We start from the raw sequence: 19,565 nt of genomic DNA, 5'->3' as shown, positions 1-19,565 counted from the left end.
TCCGCTCCTCGCAGTCCTCAGCGGCGGTCGCCGCCTGGATGCGACCTGACGAAGTGCCGGACTTGGTCGTAGACCGCCTCATGATCAGCCTTCCCTCCGCGAAGGCCGCCGGCGCCATCGTGGATCACCGGACGTGCCGCGTCGGGCTTCGGGAACGAGCGGGGATCAGCGGGTACGGGCGCGGCTTCCTCGTCATGATGGCCGCAGACACGGTCGGCGCACCGGTGGAGCTCTTTCCCTCCTTGTTGCTCGGGTGGTCGTGTTGGTGGCGCCTCTGCGTGGCCGCCCTGCAGGGCAGGCCCAGGGATCTTCCTCTGCCGCCGCCTCGGCTCGACCTTGTGGAGGAGGGGCGTGTTCATTCGGTGCGCTTGGAGGACTGTCAGCGAACCTCGTGGCCGAGCCCACCGCCGAGAACGCCTCCGGCCTGGCTCGGCACGGAGGAGTTGTAGTGAACCCGACCAGGTGTGAACCGGTCGCCGGGTCGATTCCTCTGAACACCGGGGTGGGGCGGCCCTAGTCTGTTGGCATGAGCGACGCACGGGAACTGTGGTGGGCGGCTGGGCGGATGGCGCACTACGTACCTGACGGCAACTCGCCGTTAGACAACCGCTGGCATGAGGCGTTGAGGCTCGCCGCGCACCTTCTCGAACCGGGCTGGCCGAAGCACTGGTCGTCCGGCCCGTTCACCTTCGCCCTGCCGACCCTTGCGTTGCTCCTCTACGTCGAGCCCACTGACCTCCACTTCCAGTCCACGCCCAGAGACGTCCCGATCGAAGAGCTGATCGCCACCCTGCGTTCGCGGCATCCGGGACGACGAGCCGAAGACGTGATCCGTGCGGGGCTCCCGCAGCGAGGGCACGACCTGACGGATTCCGAAGACCGACTCAGCCGGCTCTTTCACGGCTGCACCGTGAAACACGGAGCGGACCCGGTCAGCCCCCTGGAACTCCCCTCCTTCGAGCAACCACGAAGCGGCACTCAGATGGAATGGGGAGCGGAATGGGCAACCGGCGTCCTGGAGACGCACCACCTCCCCGACAGCGCGACCATGCACTGACGGGGAGCTGGGCGGCAGTGTCGGGCGAGCTGTTCGGGACTGTCAGGACCGCATGCTCGAGCCGGCCGTGGACGGAGTGCGGCCCCTGCGAGATACAGCTGCTGGACGCGCTCGAAGGTGTACGTGCCGCGCTCGGGATGCTGCTGCTCCCAGACAAGCCATACAGAGGAGACGACGGCAGTGATGTGATGGCCGGCCAGATGGATCAACGCCGAGGCCAGGTTGTCCGAGCGGGCAGCGAGCCCAGGGGCGTCTGTGTCGATCCGGCCGTACGCGGCACTGTGGTGAGCCCAGTGGGTCTCCGCGGCCGGCGGCATGCTGAGCCCCGCGGCCTCCGCCCCTACGCGTACGTGGCGGTTGAGCATGGTCGCCGGGTCGACGTCCCGAGAGGTGTCGACGGGAAGGATCCGCGTGATCACCGCCGAGCGGCTGGCGGCGACCGGACCGATCGCGACCTCGAACGGCTCCAGCTCCTGCAGCCGACGCTGGATCTGCCTTGCGGCCTCGTCCAGCTGCCCGCGGTCCACACGCCGTCTACCCGCGTCGTGGGAACGGATGGCCTGGACGGTCCAGTGCCAGTCGGCCTCGGCGACCGGCGCCACGATGTCGTCGTACGGGGCGACGATGTTCGCGACCTGCCGGAGGTAGGCGAGCACGTGCGGTTGGTCGTGCGGCAGCCACAGCACGTGGGGGCGGACCCAGTCCTCGGCCAGGCCGTCGGTCGTGCCCCACAACCGCCCGGGGTGCATGAACTGCCTCACGACGCGGTGCCCCATTCCTCCAGAACCATGTCGCAGGTGACCATCCGGTGGTCGGAGGCGAGGTCTGCTTCCGGCCCACTGTGCGTTGCGCAGGTCCGCAGGTACGCACGAGATCCTCGGTGACCTTGGGGACATCGATGCGCCGCAGACCGAAGTCATCGCTTCGCCCCTGCCCGTTGACCCAATACCCGCACGAGGCTTCCCAGGGCGCGTCGAGGGCGGCGACGGGGTCCATCAGCCCGCCGGGGCCGCGCTGCAGGAACTCGGAAGACCGCCGGTCGGCGAGCTGCGGTGCGTTCGGACGGTCCAGGTCGAACACGGCCTGGTAGCGCACCTTTCGGTGGTGTTGATCCAGGTACGGCTCGGCGTCGTAGTACGAACCGTCCGCGCGGCGAGCGGCGGACAAGGCGTTCCAGTCCGCGGCCACGCCACCCGGAACCTTCGGGTCCTGAAACACGCCCAGGACACGGTACGCCTCGTGAAGACGCCGGTCGGGACTGAAGGGGTTGCCATGGTAGGAGCACCACCGCGAGCGTTCCACGCCGTCGGTGCAGACATCGAGGCTGACCATGGCGTGCCAGAAGTCGGTTCCACCCTCGTAGGCGCGCATGGTGCCAGCGATCGGTTCGACATCCTCGGTCCACAGCAGCCCGACGTGGTAGCGGTGCACGCTCGCCCCGAGTGCCTGGCTGGCGAGCGCCGGCACCGGCTTCTCACGCCCGGCCGGAGTGGCTTCGCAGCGCATGCCGGTGTCCTCGGCGAGCATCCGCAGCAGTCGCCTCGCGTCCTGCCTGGTGTCGCCGAGCAGCTCCTGCACGCCGAGCATGCCGGTGCGGCCCCTGTAGGTGGCGGTGATGCCGGCCACCAGGCGGTCGTACCGCTGCTTGTGCTCGGCGGTCTTGGGTATCTCCAGGTCCAACAGGTTGTACGTACCGAATCGGAACAGCGGCTTCGATGCCACAGACGATCTCCTCTGTCCTTTACGTTGTTCGCCGGGACGCCTGAGGGGCGACACCTGGTCGATCAATGACTCCGCCCGATCGCGTCGAGAGCCGATTCGAGTTCGTCGAGGCTGCTGAGCAGTCGGCGGATGGCTACCTGGCGCTCGATCCAGAGCTGCCGCAGGTCGGCTGCTGCTGCCGCAGGAAGTCCGTACTCAGCGGTCGTGGCGCCGTAGAAGCTGAACAGCATGACAGCAGCGCGATCCGAGCGCTGGCCCGTACGTCGGTGAGTGGCAGTCCGGGGTTCTCGGCGCGGTAGGCGTCGATCAGGCGAAGGGCGCACGACATCCAGGACGGGCTGTTCGCCACCGTGCGGGGGTCGAAGGCCGCTCGCCCCAGCTCCCAAGCCTGCAGGCACGTCTCCCCCTGGAAGTCCAGGATCGCGGTGATCACGTCCTCTTGGACCAGCAGGTTGGTGCGGGTGAAGTCCGCATGCCCGGCTTGGGCAACGAGGTGATCGGGCAGTCCGGCACGCAGCCGAGCCGCGTGAGTGTGCAGGTCTTCCCGACGTTGCGCGAGCTCGATGTGAAGGTGTTCCAGCCGCGGGTCCCCCTGCGCGGAGGCGCGAGCGAGCACCGTCTCGGTCGTGGCCGCCACCTCGTCGGCGTCCGCGGTACGCCACCGGGTCTGACGGACACGTGTGGGCCGTGGGTAAGAGGCCAGGACGCGGTGCATACGGCCAAGCAGCAAACCGGTGTGCTGTGCGCGGGGCACCGTCAACGGGGCGGTAGCGACCCGTCCGGGTGCCTCGTCCATCACCACCCAGGCCGCGTCCTCGAACCGGGTGAGGGTGGCCCCCTGTCGGTCGGTCCAGACCCGGGGGACGGGAACCCGGGCCGTACGGCAGTACGCCGACATGTCCCACGACGCTTGGGCGTGTTCCAAGTCGGCGGAGACCCGGTACTGCTTGACGAAGACCCGCTGTCCGTCGGTCAGGACCGGGATTCCGGCCGCACCAAACGGCTCCCGGATCGGGGCCCGCAGCAGGGCCCGCTCGTTAGGTACGGCCGGAGATCGCCACTAACGTCCAGCACAACCCGCCCCGGAAGAACGCCGTTGAGCGCTGCCTGGAGCGGGCCCAGCCCCGCCATGCCCTGAGAGAGGCCCTTCCCATGAGCTACACGCTGCACCGAGGCGACGCCCTGACCGTGCTGAAGTCCCTTCCGGACGAGAGCGTCAACGCCGTGATCACCGACCCGCCGTACAACTCCGGCGGCCGTACGAGCTCGGAACGCACCGCCCGGACCGCGCGCCAAGTACGTCACCAGCAACAGCGCCCACGACCTCGCCAACTTCCCCGGCGAGAACCGCGACCAGCGCTCCTACCGCTCCTGGCTGACCGAACTGCTCACCGAGGCGTACCGAGCCTCGACCGAGCACGCGGTGGCCATGGTCTTCTCCGACTGGCGCCAGGAACCGGCAACGCCCGACGCCCTGCAGATGGCCGGGTGGACCTGGAGCGGCACCATCCCGTGGATCAAGCCCGCCAGCCGGCCCCGCAAGGGCGGGCCGAAGCAGGGCTCCGAGTTCATCATCTGGGGCGTCAAGGGATCCCTCGACAACACCCGCGACCTCTACCTGCCCGGCAACTACATCGCCTCCCAGCCGCGCAAGGACCGGGTGCACATCACCCAGAAGCCCGTCGAGATCATGCAGCAGCTCGTCCAGGTCTGCCCCGAGGGCGGCACCGTCCTCGACCCGTTCACCGGCAGCGGCTCCACGGGTGTCGCGGCCCTTCGCGAGGGACGGCGCTTCGTGGGCGTCGAGCTGTCCTCGCACTACGCCGACGTGGCCGAGCAGCGGCTCCGCGCCGAGCTGACAAAGGACGACTTCGACCTGGCCGGACCGGAGAACTGATCATGAGAACGAAGGACCCGGAGCCGGCGGGCCGCAGACGCCGAAGGGCGGCTGGTGCATCGAGAATCCGATGCTCCAGCCGCCCTTCTCGTTGCGTCAGGCTGCCTCGAACGCCCGCCGGATCAACGGCGCCGCCTTCTCAAGATCGGCCGCCGAGGCGAGACGTACCTCCAGGTCCCCGGTCCCAAGGTGCCTGACGCCGCGCATGTCCCGGGTGAAGCCCTCCTCTAGCGCGACCGTGTCCGGGTCGAGTCTGAGATAGACCAGGATCGCCTCGTGCTTCGGACGGAAGATCACCGACGCGACGTTCACCAGACGCCTATAGACGATGTAGTGCCGAAGCGGCGCCACCTCGACCTCGCCCCACGCCGTGAGCGCCTCGTCCAGCTCCGCATACAGGTCCCGCAAGCACTCCGGCACGAGGCCGGCACCCGTCGGCGAAGGTGTAGCCGGCGCTGCCGGCGCGCTGCCGACCACCGCGTCCCGCTCCCGGCTCCGCCGAGACGAAGCGGCGCTCGCTGAGCCTGGCGAGGAATCAACGAGCAGCAGACTCAGCAGGCCTCCCTCGAAGACCCGGTAGCGCACCAGGTCGATCCGCTCGGGCAGCCACTGCACGGCCACACGGTCGTGGTGGGAGAAGCCGGCCGCGATGCAGACCATCCGCGGACGGCGCCAGTCGATCGACTCGGCGACCTCCGCGCCCAACACCTTCCGGACGAGCGCCTCGAACTCGTGCTGCGCCGAACGCAGCCAGGACAGATATGAGACGGCCTGCGACAGCACCCCGCTGTCGGAGCCCTTCTTGAACTCGATCACGACCGGGCTGCCGTTCTCGTCCAGCCCGAGTATGTCGATCCGCCCCCGATGCCCCGGACCAGTCGCGTACTCCGACGCCACGAACCGGATACCGAGCATGACCGGCTCGGACTGTCCGGCCCCGAAGGCGCAGGACACCTGACCGGGCGGCGGGTCCCCGCCCCCTGACCGGCGGACGTGTGACCGGGGCCCGCCGAATGGGCATACTCCTTGCGCCACGGGCGCCGGGCGCCCCCTCGCGTGATCCGCCGGGGGAGCATCGGCGCAGCGTGTGAGTACCGGCGGTGCCGTCCGACCCCTCGCGCGCGCCGCCGCAGCGCCCGACAGGGAAGGAGTGCGCCGCCATGCCCGACCGCGCCCCGCAGACCGTGGAACGCCGGCTGCCCACCGAGGAGGCCGGGGAACTGCTCGCCCTGGTCCGCGACATCGCCGAGCGGGAGATCGCCCCCCGCGCCGCCGAGGAGGAGGACGCGGGCCGCTTCCCCCGCGAACTGTTCTCGCTGCTCTCCTCCTCCGGTCTGCTCGGCCTGCCGTACGACTCCGAGTACGGCGGCGGCGACCAGCCCTACGCCGTCTACCTCCAGGTCCTCGAAGAACTCGCCGCCGCCCGCCTCACCGTCGGCCTCGGGGTCAGCGTCCACACGCTGTCCTGCCACGCGCTGGCCGGCTTCGGGACCAAGGAGCAGCGGGCTGCCCATCTGCCGGCGATGCTGGGCGGCGGCCTCCTCGGCGCCTACTGCCTCTCCGAACCGGCCGCCGGATCCGACGCGGCCTCGCTGCGCACGAAGGCGGTGCGGGAGGGCGACGCATGGGTGCTCACCGGCACCAAGGCGTGGATCACGCACGGCGGCATCGCCGACTTCTGCACGGTCATGGCCCGGACGGGCGGCGAAGGAGCCAAGGGGATCACCGCCTTCCTCGTCCCGGGAGACGCGCCGGGCCTGAGCGCGGCCGCGCCCGAGCGGAAGATGGGCATGAAAGGCTCGCCCACCGCACAACTCCACTTCGACGGGGTCCGGACCCCCGACACGCGCCGCATCGGTGAGGAGGGGCAGGGGTTCGCCATCGCGCTCTCCGCCCTGGACTCCGGGCGGCTCGGGATCGCGGCGTGCGCGGTGGGGCTCGCGCAGGCGGCCCTGGACCAGGCCGTCGGATACGCCCGTGAGCGTCGCCAGTTCGGACGGCCGATCGCCGACTTCCAGGGGCTGCGCTTCCTGCTCGCGGACATGGCGACCCGGATCGAGGCGGGCCGTGCGCTGTACCTGGAGGCGGCGCGACTGCGCGACGAGGGCCGGCCGTTCGGGCGGCAGGCGGCGATGGCGAAGCTCTTCTGCACGGACGCGGCCATGCAGATCACGACGGACGCGGTCCAGGTGCTCGGCGGATACGGGTACACCGCGGACTTCCCCGTCGAACGCTACATGCGCGAGGCGAAGATGCTGCAGATCGTCGAGGGCACCAATCAGATCCAGCGCATGGTCATCGCTCGCCACCTTGTCGGACCAGAGTCCCGCTGACGCCGCTCACCCGTACGGTGCGGTCGGCCCACACGGGGGCCGCGGACAGGCGGTTCCACTCGTGGTCGCTGCGGCCGGGCAGGAACCGGCCGTGGCTCGCCCACTGGCTGAGCAGCGCCTTGTAGATGGGCGGGTCGGCGGGGTGGGGCGGCGGCGCCTGGTGCGGAACCGATTCTTCAAGCCGCGGTTCGGCGAGCCGTCGCCGTCCGCTGCCGATGGGGGTGGTGTACAGCGAGGTCATGCCTCCTCCAACGCGCCCCGCCGGGGGAGGGTCACCGCCGGACGGATTCGAGCGGGAGTTCGAGGGCTACCCGGAGGCGGCCGTCCGTGCCCGGTCCCGCCCCGGTCCGTGCGCCGACCGGCTCGGCGGCGGCCGCCGGCACGGGACGCCCCGGGTGTCCTCGCACGGCTCTGGTCTCCCGCGCCGTTTCTGACGTACCGTCACCTTCCGTTCGCCGAGGTCCGTCGAGCGGTTCGACGACCCGTTCGACGACCAGGAGGTCAGCCATGTCCGCAGATCGGCACGTCGACGACCGGCCCGTCGCGCTGGACGAATACCCCGTGCACCAGGCACCGCTCTCGATGAAGCACCACGTCAGCGGAGACCGCAACGTCTACGACCGCTGCATCTTCCACGTCTTCGACCACCACGGTCGCGCCCTGCTGATCGCCGGGCTCGGCGTGTACCCCAACACCGGCGTCATCGACGCCTACGCCACCCTGCGCACCGGCGACCGGCTCCACGCCGTCCGGGCCTCCGACGCCCTCGGCGACGACCGGACGAACCTCGCCGTCGGACCCCTGCGCATCACCGTCGACACCCCCCTGAAATCGCTCACCCTGCACTGCGACCCCGACCCCCACGACCCCGCCGGGCTCTCCTTCGACCTCACCTGGACCGGGGACTTCCCCGCCGTCTGGGAACCGCACCACATCCAGCGCCGCGGCGACCGGCTCACCCTCGAGGGGCGCCGGTTCGTCCAGGCCGGGCGGTGCACCGGCACGATCCGCGCCGGCGGCGAGGTTCGCCGTGACCACGGGGGAGTGGACCGGCACCCGCGACCGCAGCTGGGGCGTGCGCCCCCTCCCGGGCGAAGAGCCCGGCCGTGGCGAGGAGTTCCGGCCCGAGGGCTTCCACTGGCTCTGGATACCGATGCGCTTCGACGACCGCTTCCTCATGGTCGTCACCCAGGAGGACGCCGACGGCTACCGCACCCTCAACGAGGCCCTGCTCGTACGGAACGGGCGGCGCGACACCCAGCTCGGCTGGCCCCGCACCGACATCACCTACGCCCCCGGCACCCGCAGGCCCGAGCGGGCCGTCGTCCACCTCACCGACCCGGCCGGAAAGCCCCTGGAGGTCGGCGTCGAGATCCTCGCCTCCTCCCCGCTCGCCGTCGGCGCCGGCTACCCGCCCGCCACCGACTGGCAGCACGGCACCTGGCAGGGCCGGGACTGGACCGACCGCCGGGTCTACGACCTCTCGGACCCCGCTGCCCACCCCATGGCCGCCTACGGCGTCACCGACCACGCCGCCCGCTTCACCCTCGACGGCCGCACCGGCTACGGGATCTTCGAGCACGGCTCCTTCGGCCGCCACGACCCGAGCGGCTTCGCCGACCACACCTCCACCGCCGACTGACGAGGAGCGTCATGGCCACCGCGCCCCGCCCCCGCACCTCCACCCGCGACCCCGAGGAGCTCGGCCGGCGCCTGACCGGCTGGCTCGACACCCGCCTGCCCGGCGCGCGCGTCACCGACCTCGCCGTCCCCGCCTCCAACGGCATGTCCAGCGAGACCCTGCTCTTCGACATCGACCACCCCGAGGCGCCCGTGCGCGGCTGCGCCCTACGGCTGGCCGCCGACCCCGCGGCGTACACGATCTTCCCCGTCTACGACATGGAGCGGCAGCACCGGGTCATGAGCCTCGTCGGGGAGCACACCGACATCCCCGTCCCCCGCGTCCTGTGGCTGGAGCGCGACCCCGCACCGCTCGGCGCGCCCTTCTTCGTGATGGCCCGCGCCGAGGGCCGCGTCCCCCCGGACGTCATGCCCTACACGTACGAGGGGAACTGGCTGCACGCCGCCACCGACGCCCAACGCGCCCGTCTGGAGGCCGCGTCCGTCTCCGTACTCGCCCGGCTGCACGACCAGTTCCCGCCGAAGGAGGCCGAGTTTTTTCTCCCCGAGGGGACGGGCAGCCCCCTGCGCCGCCATGTCGACGCCCAACGTGCCTACTACGCCTGGGTGGTGAAGGGGTTCGCGCCCTCGCCGCTGATCGAGTCCGCCTTCGAGTGGCTGGCGGCCCACTGGCCCACGGACGAAGGGCCCGCCGTCCTCACCTGGGGCGACGCGCGCATCGGAAACATCGTCTACGACGGATTCGAACCCGCGGCCGTCCTCGACTGGGAGATGGCCGCGTACGCACCGCGCGAGGTCGACCTCGGCTGGACCGTCTACCTGCACCGCTTCTTCCAGGACCTGACGGTGAGCTTCGGCCAGCCCGGGCTGCCCCGTTTCCTCCGCCGCGACGCGGTCGAGCGGCGCTACGCCGCCCTCACCGGGCACACGCCGCGCGACATGGAGTTCCACACCCTCTACGCGGCGCTGCGGCACGCGATCGTGATGCTCAGGGTCGCGTACCGCCAGGCGCATTTCGGAGAGGTCGAGGTGCCGGCGAACCCGGACAGCCTGATCCTGCACCACGCCACGCTCGCGGCGATGGTGCGGGGGGAGTACTGGTAGCCGGGGCCTTACGCGGCGCGCCGCATCTGCGGCACCTTGATCGGACGCGAGCCCGGGCCGCCGACGTGCGAGAAGGGCTGCGTCCGCCAGTCGAGGCCCTGAGGCAGGGTCAGCAGGAGCGCGGTGTCCTGCTCCTGTACCTCCAGGGTCGCGTCCGCCGGGCTCGCGTCGGAGGCCGCCCGGCCGGTGCCGGGGCAGACCGTGAGGACGAACGGGTTCCACGGGGTCGGGCACAGCGCGTGCTCCGGCAGTACGTCCTCGTCGGCGAGCAGCGCGATCGGCTGCACGCAGTCCGGGCAGATCACCCGGTACATCTCGAAAGTGTCGTAGGCGTCGAGCTCGTCGGCCGTCTCGACCGAATCAACAGGCTCCTGCATGGAGAATCTCCCCCTCGGGTGGGTCGGCCGAATACGTATGGCGTCGACCACAGCAAGCAATTCCCATACGGCCCGCCGTATAACCGTGAGGTCTCGTTCGACCCTTGCCGCAAACCTGTGGCGTTCGTCACATGCCGTTCGCAGGTGCCCCGAGGATGACCATAGACGCCCAAAGAGGCCGCTTCCCGGCTGTGCCGATGGACCTCCTGGGCAATAGGTTGACCGCATGGAGGAGCTGGATCGTCAGATCGTCGAGTTGCTCGTCAGGGACGGGCGCATGAGCTACACCGACCTGGGCAAGGCCACCGGCCTGTCCACGTCGGCGGTGCATCAGCGCGTCCGCCGTCTGGAGCAGCGCGGGGTCATCCGCGGCTATGCCGCCGTCGTCGACCCGGAGGCCGTCGGGTTGCCGCTGACCGCCTTCATCTCGGTCAAACCCTTCGATCCCAGCGCCCCGGACGACACCCCGGACCGGCTCGCGGACATCCCGGAGATCGAGGCCTGCCACAGCGTCGCCGGCGACGAGAACTACATCCTCAAGGTCCGCGTCGCCACCCCGCTGGAGCTGGAGCACCTGCTCAGCCGCATCCGCTCGCAGGCGGGCGTCTCCAGCCGGACCACGGTCGTCCTGTCGACCCCGTACGAAGCCCGGCCGCCGCGTATCTAGGCTGGTCACCATGACCACCGAGTACGAACACCGCACCGTGCTGCTGCGCGGTGGAGACGTCCACAGCCCCGCCGACCCCTTCGCCACCGCCATGGTGGTGGAGCGCGGGCATGTCGCCTGGGTGGGTTCGGAGGGAGCGGCCGACGCCTTCGCCTCCGGTGTGGACGAGGTGATCGACCTCGAAGGGGCCCTGGTCACCCCCGCGTTCGTCGACGCGCATGTGCACACCACCGCGACCGGACTCGCCCTGACCGGCCTCGACCTCTCCGCCGCCGCCTCGCTCGCCGAGGCGGCGGAGCGGATCCGCGCCCACGCCGCCGCCCGCCCCGACGACCGGATCCTGATCGGGCACGGCTGGGACGCCTCCCGCTGGCCCGAGCGCCGCGCTCCGCGCCGCGACGAACTGGACGCGCTGACCGGCGGCCGCCCCCTCTACCTCACCCGGATCGACGTCCACTCGGCCGTCGTCACCACCGCGCTGCTCGACCTCGTGCCGGGCGTCCGGGACCTCGCCGGTTTCCGTGACGGCGAACCGCTGACCGGCGACGCGCACCACGCCGTCCGCGCCGCCGCCTACGCGGCGATCTCGCCCGCGCAGCGCACCGAGGCCCAGCGCGCGGCCCGCGCCAGGGCCGCGTCGCTCGGCATCGGCACGCTCCACGAGTGCGGCGGGCCCGAGATCTCCTCCGAGGACGACTTCACCGGCCTGCTCGACCTCGCCCGCGAGGAGCCCGGCCCGCGCGTCGTCGGCTACTGGGCCGACCTCGACGTCGCACGCGCCCGCGCGCTCGGCGCGGTGGGCGCGGCCGGCGACCTCTTCGCCGACGGCTCCCTCGGCTCGCACACCGCCTGCCTCCACGAGGCCTACGCCGACCACGCCGACGCCGCGCACACCGGAGTCGCCCACCTCGACGCCCCGACCGTGGCGAGCCATGTCGTCGCCTGCACCGAGGCCGGACTCCAGGCCGGCTTCCACGCCATCGGCGACGCGGCCGTCACCGCCGTCATCGACGGCGTCCGGGCCGCATCCGAGAAGCTCGGCCTCGCCCGGATCCGGGCCGCCCGACACCGCGTCGAGCACGCCGAGATGCTCACCCCCGAGACGATCGCGGCCTTCGCCGAACTCGGCCTCACCGCCTCCGTCCAGCCCGCCTTCGACGCGGCCTGGGGCGGCGAGGAGGGCATGTACGCGGAACGCCTCGGCGCCGAGCGCGCCCGCACCCTCAACCCGTACGCCGCCCTGCTCCGGGCCGGAGTGCCGCTGGCCTTCGGCTCGGACAGCCCGGTCACCCCGCTCGACCCCTGGGGCACGGTCCGCGCCGCCGCCTTCCACCGCACCCCCGAGCACCGGATCTCCGTCCGTGCCGCCTTCACCGCGCACACCCGGGGCGGCTGGCGGGCCGCCGGCCGCGACGACGCCGGCACGCTCGTGCCCGGCGCCCCCGCCGACTACGCGGTCTGGCGCACCGACGAGCTGGTGGTCCAGGCGCCCGACGACCGGGTGGCCCGCTGGTCGACCGACCCGCGCTCCGGAACGCCCGGTCTGCCCGATCTGACCCCGGGGCGTGAACTCCCCGTCTGCCTGCGGACGGTGGTATTCGGACAAACGGTCTTCGTACGGCCAGGCGAGTGACGTAGGGGCATTCCGTACCGCCGATCGATGATCAACCGGCTTGTTCGCGACCTGCGGATCTTCCCCACTGACCTGGCAGTATCGGTCATCTCCGCAGGTCAAAGGGGTATTGACAGCGAGCCGCCACCGGCCGGTAGGTTCGGCGCGTCCACCAAGGACGTCCGACCGGTAGGCAAACCTCCACGCAGTCGTCGAACGCCGCTGGGTCAGGCAATGGTGTGCCGCACCGGCTCACCATCACCGGGAACCAGGTTCAGCGCCCGCGCCTCGGGGGCGAGGGAAGGTTTTTTCCGGCGGAGGGTGCGACCCGGGTGGGGCCCGGACGTTCAGTAGACAACGGCTCTCGGTCGACCCGCAGCCAGCGGGTTCCAGGTCGGCCCGAAGGGCGCCGGGCCCCGATCCGCACCGCCGGCTCGCTATGGTGGGGGTCCGCGCAGGCATCCGAAGGGGCAGTAGTGAACGACGGTGGCCAGAGGCGGTACGGCCCGCTCGGCAGTGCCTTGGTGATCATCCCGACCTACAACGAGGCGGAGAACATCAAGCCGATCGTCTCGCGCGTACGGAAAGCCGTGCCCGAGGCGCACATCCTGGTCGCCGACGACAACAGTCCCGACGGTACGGGCAAGTTCGCCGACGAGCTCTCCGCCGGGGACGACCACGTCCACGTCCTGCACCGCGCGGGCAAGGAAGGGCTCGGCGCCGCCTACCTCGCCGGCTTCCGCTGGGGTGTCGAGCACGGCTACGACGTCCTCGTGGAGATGGACGCCGACGGCTCCCACCAGCCCGAGGAGCTGCCCCGGCTGCTGACCGCGCTCAAGGGCGCCGACCTGGTGCTCGGCTCCCGCTGGGTCCCCGGCGGCCGGATCGTGAACTGGCCCAGGTCGCGCGAGTTCATCTCCCGCGGCGGCAGCCTGTACTCGCGCCTCCTGCTGGACGTACCGATCCGTGACGTCACCGGCGGCTACCGGGCCTTCCGCAAGGAGACCCTGGAGGGCCTGGGCCTGGACGACGTGGCCTCGGCCGGCTACTGCTTCCAGGTCGACCTCGCCCGCCGCGCGGTCGCGGCCGGCTTCCACGTCGTGGAGGTCCCCATCACCTTCGTGGAGCGAGAGGTCGGCGACTCCAAGATGAGCAGGGACATCCTCGTCGAGGCACTGTGGCGGGTCACGGGCTGGGGTCTGACGGCCCGTGCGCACAAGGTCGGCAAGCTGCTCGGCCGCAGGCCCGCGAACTGATCCGTCCTTTACGACGTTCCTGCGGGGCGGCAGGCACACTGGTGGGCATGACGACCGGCGCACCGCCTCCCCTCGCCCCCAAGCGCTCCCGCGCGCGCACGTTCCTCCCCCTGGCCCTCGTCGCCTGGCTGGTCCTCGAGATCTGGCTGCTCACGGTGGTGGCGGGCGCGGCCGGCGGACTGACCGTCCTCGGCCTGCTGGTCGGCGGCGCCGTCCTCGGTGCCGTGGTGATCAAGCGGGCGGGCCGACGGGCCTTCAGGAACCTCACGGAGACCTTCCAGCAGGCGCAGGCGGCGGCGCAGTCCGGCGTCGCGCCGGCCCCCGCCGACCGGATCGGCGCGGAGGACCGCAACGGCTTCCTGATGCTCGGCGGGCTGCTGCTGATGCTCCCGGGCCTCGTCTCCGACGCGCTGGGTCTGCTGCTGCTCGTGCCGCCCGTCCGCTCGATGCTCGGACGGTACGCGGAGAAGGCCGTGGAGCGCCGGATGAGCGCCGCCCCTCGGGGAAGCCTCCAGGACGCCTTCCAGCAAGCTCGTATGCACCGGCCGGACGGCAAGGTCGTGCAGGGTGAGGTCGTGCGGGAGGACGCGCCCCGTGGCCCGCGGGACCCCCAGGACCCTCGCCCGCCGCTGACGCCGTGAGCCACGGCGCGACGCCGTGCGGCGGCGTCGCGCTGACGTGACAACGCCGCGGGGCCCGGTACACACAAGGTGTACCGGGCCCCGCGGCGTTGTAGGGCCGCTGTGTCCGCTACGCGGACTTGCGGCTGTCTCGCGGATGTACGGCGATGTTCATGGCGCCGGACCGCAGGACCGCCAGCCTCTCGGCCAGCACCTCCTCCAGCTCCTCACGCGTACGCCGCTCCATCAGCATGTCCCAGTGCGTACGCGCCGGCTTGCCCTTCTTCTCCTCGGGGCCGTCCCCGTCCACCAGCAGAGCCTGGCTTCCGCAGACCTTGCACTCCCACTCCGGCGGAATTTCCGCTTCCACAGAGAAGGGCATCTCAAAACGATGGCCCTTCTCGCATGCGTACTCCACGGCCTGGCGCGGGGCCAGATCGATGCCGCGGTCGGTCTCGTAGCTGGTCACCACGAGGCGCGTGCCGCGAAGAGCTCGCTCACTCATGAATCGTGCCTCCCGGGCTTGTCGCCCACAGGACAGGTGTCGCTGTCGTCGTCATCCGGTCAACGTCCGGTCGGCGGTAAAGATTCCCGTTCCGGGTCATGCGTCGCCCGTCGTGCCGCCCTTGTTCTACCCACCAGTGCCCGGTTTGTCACATCTGACAGCAGATGTCACCCAGCGTTTTCACCAAAGCAGCACGCAGTAACGGTCCGCCTGGCAGGCCAAAGGCGTACACTACCGGCCTTTCACTTCCGCGTCTAAATCCGGTCCGGAACCGGGTTGCCCGCGGCGGCCACAGCGGCCCGGACCGGCACCCGCGCGAGAAGCACGAAACCCACCGCGAAGAAGATCACCAGAGAGATGATGGCATCCCGATAGCTGCCGGTCAGCTGATAGGCGAGACCGAACACCAATGGCCCCAGCCAGCTCAGACCCCGGTCGCTCATCTCGTAGGCCGAGAAGTACTCCGCCTCCTTGCCCCGCGGCACCAGATGTGAGAACAGCGAACGCGACAGCGCCTGGCTGCCGCCGAGGACGAGACCGATCGCCGCCGCCAGACAGAAGAACGCCACCGGCGCGCCGGCCGGCAGGAAGTACCCGGCGGCCAGGATCAGCGTCCAGACGGCCAGGGACGCCAGGATCGTCCGCTTGGCACCGTACGAACGGGCCATCCGCCCCATGCCCAGAGCTCCCACGACCGCGAGGACCTGGACCAGGAGCACCGCCGTGATCAGCGTCGTCTGTTCCAGGCCCAGCTCCTCCGAGCCGTAGATCGACGCCTGTGAGATCACCGTCTGCACCCCGTCGTTGTAGACGAGATAGGCCAGCAGGAAGGAGAGCGTCAGCGGATGGCGGCGCATGTCCCGCAGCGTCGCCCGCAACTGCCGCCAGCCGCTGCCGACGGACCCCTCGCCGTGCGGCGGGACCCGGCGGTCGCGCAGCCGCCGCAGCGGTACGAGCGTGAACGCGCCCCACCACAGCCCCGCCGAGGCCAGACAGATCCGCACCGCAGCCCCCTCCGAGAGTCCGAAGGAGTCGTGGCCCGAGTACAGGACCAGATTGAGGACCAGGACGAGGGCGCCGGAGCCGTAGCCGAAGGCCCAGCCGCGCGAGGAGACCGCGTCCCGCTCGTCGGGCTCGGCGATCTGCGGCAGATAGGCGTTGTAGAGCACCATCGAGACCGCCAGCGAGGCGTTCGCCACGATGAGCAGGAACGCCCCGAGCAGGTACCGGTCACCGCTGAGGAAGAACATCCCCGCCGTGGCCGCGGCGCCGATGTACGCGGAGACGGCGAGCAGGGGCTTCTTCCGGCCCGTACGGTCCGCGGCCGCGCCCACCAGCGGCATCACCACGACCGCCACCACGATCGAGACCGAGACGGAGTAGGCGAACAGGGAACCCGCCCGCACGGGGATGCCCAGGGGGTGGACGAACCCCTCCGCGTCCGCCGCCGCCTTGGCCACCGACGTCAGATAGGGCCCGAGGAACACCGTCAGCACGCTCGTCGAGTAGACCGAGCAGGCGAAGTCGTAGAAGTACCAGCCGCGCTGTTCGCGACGGCGGTCGGCGGGATCGGCGGTGTGCTCCTCCGGCTCGGCAGTGTTGGCGGTCAAGGCCGCGGCCCCCTCGTTGGTCCCCGTGGCGGGACGCGCGCTCAGACCCACACTCCCCGGTCGGTCAGCACCGTACGCAGCGTCTCCAGATGATCGGTCATGATGCCATCCACCCCCAGGTCGAGGAGAGAGTTCATCCGCTCCGGATCGTTCACCGTCCACACATGGACCTGCAGCCCGCGCGCATGGGCCTCCCTCACGAAGCGGCGGTCGACCACCGGGATGCCGCCCTGGCTCTCCGGGACCTGCGCCGCCACCGCCCCCGCGCGCAGCGCCGCCGGTATGCCGAGCGAGCGCAGCCGCAGCCCGAGGACGCCCTTCACGCCGTACGAGGTGGCCAGGCGCGCCCCCGCCAGACGCTGGGCGCGGGCCACCCGGCCCTCGGTGAAGGATCCGACGCAGATCCGGTCCCACGCTCCGGTCCTTCGGATCAGGTCGACGAGCGGGACCAGCGACGACTCCGCCTTCAGGTCCACGTTCCAGCGGGCCCGCGGGAACTCCTCCAGGAGCTCCTCGAAGAGCGGCAGCGGCTCCTTGCCGGCCACCCGCGCCTCACGGACGGCGTCCCACGGCAGATCGCGGATCCGGCCGGTGGCGTCCGTGACCCGGTCGAGCGTGGAGTCGTGGAAGGCGACCAGAACGCCGTCCGCGGTGGTGTGCACATCGGTCTCGAAGTAGCGGTAACCGGCCGCGGCGGCGGCCCGGAAGGCCGCCGCCGTGTTCTCCAGGCCGTCCGCCGTGCCGCCCCGATGGGCGAACGGGATGGGGGAGGGGTGGTCCAGATAGGGGTGGCGTACGCGATTCACCGCCGCAGTATGGCCTGCTCCGGTGTCGCGGAGGCGACCACGGTGCTGCCTTCGGCCCGCTCCGGGACGGCGAACCGGCGCAGGAAGAACTGCGCGAGCGGCCCGATGGCCAGCGCGTACAGCACCGTGCCCACGCCGACCGTGCCGCCCAGGAGGAAGCCGGCGGCGACCACGGCGACCTCGATGCCCGTACGGACCAGGCGGATCGAGCGGCCGGTGAGCCGGTGCAGACCCGTCATCAGCCCGTCGCGCGGGCCCGGGCCGAACCGGGCGGCGATGTACAGACCGGTCGCCATCCCGTTCAGGACGATGCCGAGGACGAGCAGCGCGCTCCGCGCGAGCAGCCCGTGGGCGTCGGGGACCACGGCCAGCGTCCCGTCCATGGCCACGCCGATGACGAAGACGTTCGAGACCGTGCCCAGGCCGGGCCGCTGCCGGATCGGGATCCACAGCAGCAGCACGACCGCGCCGACGACGATCGAGACCACTCCGATGGTCAGTCCGGTCTTCTCGGCGAGACCCTGGTGGAGAACACCCCAGGGCTCGAGACCGAGCCCGCCGCGTACCAGCAGCGCCGAACTGATCCCGTACAGCGCGAGACCGATATAGAGCTGAGCGAGCCGACGGGTCAGATGCCGGCCGCGAAGACCGGAGGCCATGGACAAAGGACTGCCCCCTGTGTGGTGGTGGTGGACTGACTCATGACACTCTGTGGCGGGGGATCGGATGCCAACCATGGCCAATTCGAGGAAGGTGGACTGAATTCCATGGCTCAGTGGACTTCGGCCGTCGGGCCGGCGCAGCTGGCCCGCCAACTCAAGGCGCAGCAGCCCCGCCCCGCCGGGCCGGGCGCGCGCAAGCCGCCCGCCTACCGCGCGCTGGCCGACGGCATCCGTCTCCTCGTCCTGGAGGGCCGGGTCCCCGTCGCCGCCCGGCTGCCCGCCGAGCGCGAGCTCGCCGTGGCGCTCACCGTGAGCCGTACGACGGTGGCCGCCGCCTACGAGGCGCTACGCGCCGAGGGCTTCCTGGAGTCGCGGCGCGGAGCCGGCAGCTGGACGGCCGTACCCGCGGGGAACCCGCTGCCCTCACGCGGACTCGAACCGCTGCCGCCGGAGTCGCTCGGCTCCATGATCGACCTCGGCTGCGCCGCCCTGCCCGCTCCCGAGCCATGGCTGACCCGCGGCGTCCAGGGCGCCCTGGAGGAGCTCCCGCCGTACGCCCATACGCACGGGGACTACCCGGCCGGCCTGCCCGCGCTGCGGCAGATGCTCGCCGACCGGTACACCGAGCGCGGCATCCCGACCATGCCCGAACAGATCATGGTCACCACCGGCGCGATGGGCGCCATCGACGCCATCTGTCACCTCTTCGCGGGGCGCGGCGAGCGGATCGCCGTCGAGTCGCCGTCGTACGCCAACATCCTCCAGCTCATGCGGGCGGCGGGCGCCCGGCTCGTACCGATCGCGATGGCCGAGGGCCTGGCCGGCTGGGACCTGAACCTCTGGCGGCAGGTGCTGCGGGACGCCGCTCCGCGCCTCGCGTACGTCGTCGCCGACTTCCACAACCCGACCGGCGCCCTGGCCGACGAGGACCAGCGGCGGCAGCTGGTGGACGCGGCCCGTTCGGCCGGCACGGTCCTCGTCGTCGACGAGACCATGTCGGAGCTCTATCTGGAGGACGACCTGCGGATGCCCCGCCCGGTCTGTGCCTTCGACCCGGCGGGCTCCACGGTGCTCACGGTCGGCTCGGCGAGCAAGGCGTTCTGGGCGGGCATGCGGATCGGCTGGGTCCGGGCCGCGCCCGACGTGATCCGCTCGCTGGTGGCGGCGCGGGCCTACGCGGACCTCGGAACCCCGGTCCTGGAGCAGCTCGGTGTCGACTGGCTGATGCGGACCGGCGGCTGGGAGCAGGCCGTCTCGATCCGCCGCGCTCAGGCCCGGGAGAACCGCGACGCGCTGGTGGCGGCGGTGCGCGCCGAGCTTCCCGAGTGGGAGTTCGACGTCCCCCGCGGTGGTCTGACGCTCTGGGTCCGCACGGGCGGCCTGTCGGGCTCGCGGATCGCGGAGGTCGGAGAGCGGGTGGGGGTGCGGGTCCCCTCCGGTCCGCGCTTCGGTGTGGACGGTGCCTTCGAGGGGTACATCCGCCTGCCCTTCACCGTCGGCGGCCCCGTCGCCGAGGAGGCGGCGGCCCGGCTGGCGGCCGCGGCCCGGCTGGTGGAGTCGGGCGCGGGAGCGGGCGTCGAGGCGCAGCGGGCGTTCGTGGCATAGCCGGCGCGCGGGGGCCGCGGGGGCCGCTGGGACCGCGGTGGCTGCGGGGGCCGTGGGGACCAGGCGTCGGGGCCCGACGTGGGCGTCGGAG

General features: G+C 71.4%; 17 protein-coding genes and 2 pseudogenes. 10 read left to right on the top strand and 9 right to left on the bottom strand.

Annotated features, from left to right (window positions below; genetic code table 11):
* The first annotated feature begins 526 nt into the window (after positions 1-526).
* Entirely contained in the window at positions 527-1,057 is a 531-nt protein-coding gene (locus tag J7E93_RS23470) for a hypothetical protein (protein WP_215071919.1), read from the top strand.
* Between the two features lie 534 nt (positions 1,058-1,591).
* Here the strand turns inward: J7E93_RS23470 and J7E93_RS23465 are convergent.
* Together J7E93_RS23465 and J7E93_RS23460 are read right to left on the bottom strand one after the other, a co-directional pair.
* Positions 1,592-2,779 (bottom strand): hypothetical protein, encoded by a 1,188-nt coding sequence (locus J7E93_RS23465; protein ID WP_215071918.1) that lies wholly within the window; start codon positions 2,777-2,779, stop codon positions 1,592-1,594.
* Positions 2,780-2,912: 133 nt separating this feature from the next.
* Complete coding sequence (locus J7E93_RS23460; protein WP_251066968.1) at positions 2,913-3,704, bottom strand: phosphotransferase enzyme family protein; 792 nt, start codon at positions 3,702-3,704, stop codon at positions 2,913-2,915.
* 227 nt (positions 3,705-3,931) lie between these two features.
* Here J7E93_RS23460 and J7E93_RS23455 point away from each other — a divergent pair.
* Positions 3,932-4,676: pseudogene (locus J7E93_RS23455) on the top strand (site-specific DNA-methyltransferase).
* 96 nt (positions 4,677-4,772) lie between these two features.
* Here J7E93_RS23455 and J7E93_RS23450 read toward each other — a convergent pair.
* Entirely contained in the window at positions 4,773-5,591 is an 819-nt protein-coding gene (locus J7E93_RS23450; protein WP_215071917.1) for an endonuclease NucS domain-containing protein, read from the bottom strand.
* A 245-nt stretch (positions 5,592-5,836) separates the two neighbouring features.
* Here J7E93_RS23450 and J7E93_RS23445 point away from each other — a divergent pair, with 245 nt between their 5' ends.
* Complete coding sequence (locus J7E93_RS23445) at positions 5,837-7,009, top strand: acyl-CoA dehydrogenase family protein (protein WP_215071916.1); 1,173 nt, start codon at positions 5,837-5,839, stop codon at positions 7,007-7,009.
* Here the strand turns inward: J7E93_RS23445 and J7E93_RS23440 are convergent.
* Positions 6,972-7,250: a hypothetical protein gene (locus J7E93_RS23440; RefSeq protein ID WP_215071971.1), complete on the bottom strand. Its 279-nt coding sequence runs from the start codon at positions 7,248-7,250 to the stop codon at positions 6,972-6,974. The two genes, J7E93_RS23445 and J7E93_RS23440, sit on opposite strands and share 38 nt — an antisense overlap.
* A gap of 266 nt (positions 7,251-7,516) precedes the next feature.
* Between J7E93_RS23440 and J7E93_RS23435 the strand changes: the two are divergent.
* Both J7E93_RS23435 and J7E93_RS23430 read left to right on the top strand, forming a co-directional pair.
* Positions 7,517-8,651: pseudogene (locus J7E93_RS23435) on the top strand (hypothetical protein).
* Between the two features lie 11 nt (positions 8,652-8,662).
* A complete protein-coding gene (locus J7E93_RS23430; protein WP_215071915.1) occupies positions 8,663-9,754 on the top strand; it encodes a phosphotransferase family protein in 1,092 nt (363 codons plus the stop codon).
* Positions 9,755-9,762: 8 nt separating this feature from the next.
* On the opposite strand, the gene J7E93_RS23425 is transcribed toward J7E93_RS23430, so the two are convergent.
* On the bottom strand, positions 9,763-10,131 hold the full coding sequence (locus tag J7E93_RS23425) for a hypothetical protein (RefSeq protein ID WP_215071914.1): 369 nt from the start codon (positions 10,129-10,131) through the stop codon (positions 9,763-9,765).
* A gap of 226 nt (positions 10,132-10,357) precedes the next feature.
* On the opposite strand from J7E93_RS23425, the gene J7E93_RS23420 reads away from it, so the two are divergent.
* From J7E93_RS23420 to fxsA, 4 genes are all read left to right on the top strand, one after another.
* On the top strand, positions 10,358-10,798 hold the full coding sequence (locus J7E93_RS23420; RefSeq protein ID WP_215071913.1) for an Lrp/AsnC family transcriptional regulator: 441 nt from the start codon (positions 10,358-10,360) through the stop codon (positions 10,796-10,798).
* Between the two features lie 10 nt (positions 10,799-10,808).
* Positions 10,809-12,431: an amidohydrolase gene (locus J7E93_RS23415; RefSeq protein ID WP_215071912.1), complete on the top strand. Its 1,623-nt coding sequence runs from the start codon at positions 10,809-10,811 to the stop codon at positions 12,429-12,431.
* 455 nt (positions 12,432-12,886) lie between these two features.
* Positions 12,887-13,666, top strand: a complete 780-nt coding sequence (locus J7E93_RS23410) for a polyprenol monophosphomannose synthase (RefSeq protein WP_215071911.1) — start codon at positions 12,887-12,889, stop codon at positions 13,664-13,666.
* Between the two features lie 47 nt (positions 13,667-13,713).
* Complete coding sequence (gene fxsA / locus J7E93_RS23405) at positions 13,714-14,307, top strand: FxsA family membrane protein (protein WP_215071910.1); 594 nt, start codon at positions 13,714-13,716, stop codon at positions 14,305-14,307.
* A 109-nt stretch (positions 14,308-14,416) separates the two neighbouring features.
* Here fxsA and J7E93_RS23400 read toward each other — a convergent pair whose 3' ends face one another.
* From J7E93_RS23400 to J7E93_RS23385, 4 genes are all read right to left on the bottom strand, one after another.
* On the bottom strand, positions 14,417-14,791 hold the full coding sequence (locus J7E93_RS23400) for an RNA polymerase-binding protein RbpA (RefSeq protein WP_026278069.1): 375 nt from the start codon (positions 14,789-14,791) through the stop codon (positions 14,417-14,419).
* A gap of 254 nt (positions 14,792-15,045) precedes the next feature.
* Positions 15,046-16,401: an MFS transporter gene (locus J7E93_RS23395; RefSeq protein ID WP_215071909.1), complete on the bottom strand. Its 1,356-nt coding sequence runs from the start codon at positions 16,399-16,401 to the stop codon at positions 15,046-15,048.
* Positions 16,402-16,442: 41 nt separating this feature from the next.
* On the bottom strand, positions 16,443-17,207 hold the full coding sequence (locus J7E93_RS23390; RefSeq protein ID WP_215071908.1) for a glycerophosphodiester phosphodiesterase family protein: 765 nt from the start codon (positions 17,205-17,207) through the stop codon (positions 16,443-16,445).
* Entirely contained in the window at positions 17,204-17,872 is a 669-nt protein-coding gene (locus J7E93_RS23385) for a YitT family protein (protein WP_215071907.1), read from the bottom strand. Before J7E93_RS23385 ends, J7E93_RS23390 begins: the two co-directional genes overlap by 4 nt.
* A 102-nt stretch (positions 17,873-17,974) precedes the next feature.
* Between J7E93_RS23385 and J7E93_RS23380 the strand changes: the two genes are divergently transcribed.
* Complete coding sequence (locus tag J7E93_RS23380; protein ID WP_215071906.1) at positions 17,975-19,474, top strand: PLP-dependent aminotransferase family protein; 1,500 nt, start codon at positions 17,975-17,977, stop codon at positions 19,472-19,474.
* Positions 19,475-19,565: the final 91 nt, after the last annotated feature.

The organism is Streptomyces sp. ISL-36 (assembly GCF_018614205.1).
Classification (GTDB): Bacteria; Actinomycetota; Actinomycetes; order Streptomycetales; family Streptomycetaceae; genus Streptomyces.
Note: the sequence above shows the minus strand (reverse complement) of the source record. Positions and strands in the feature narration are given on the sequence as shown.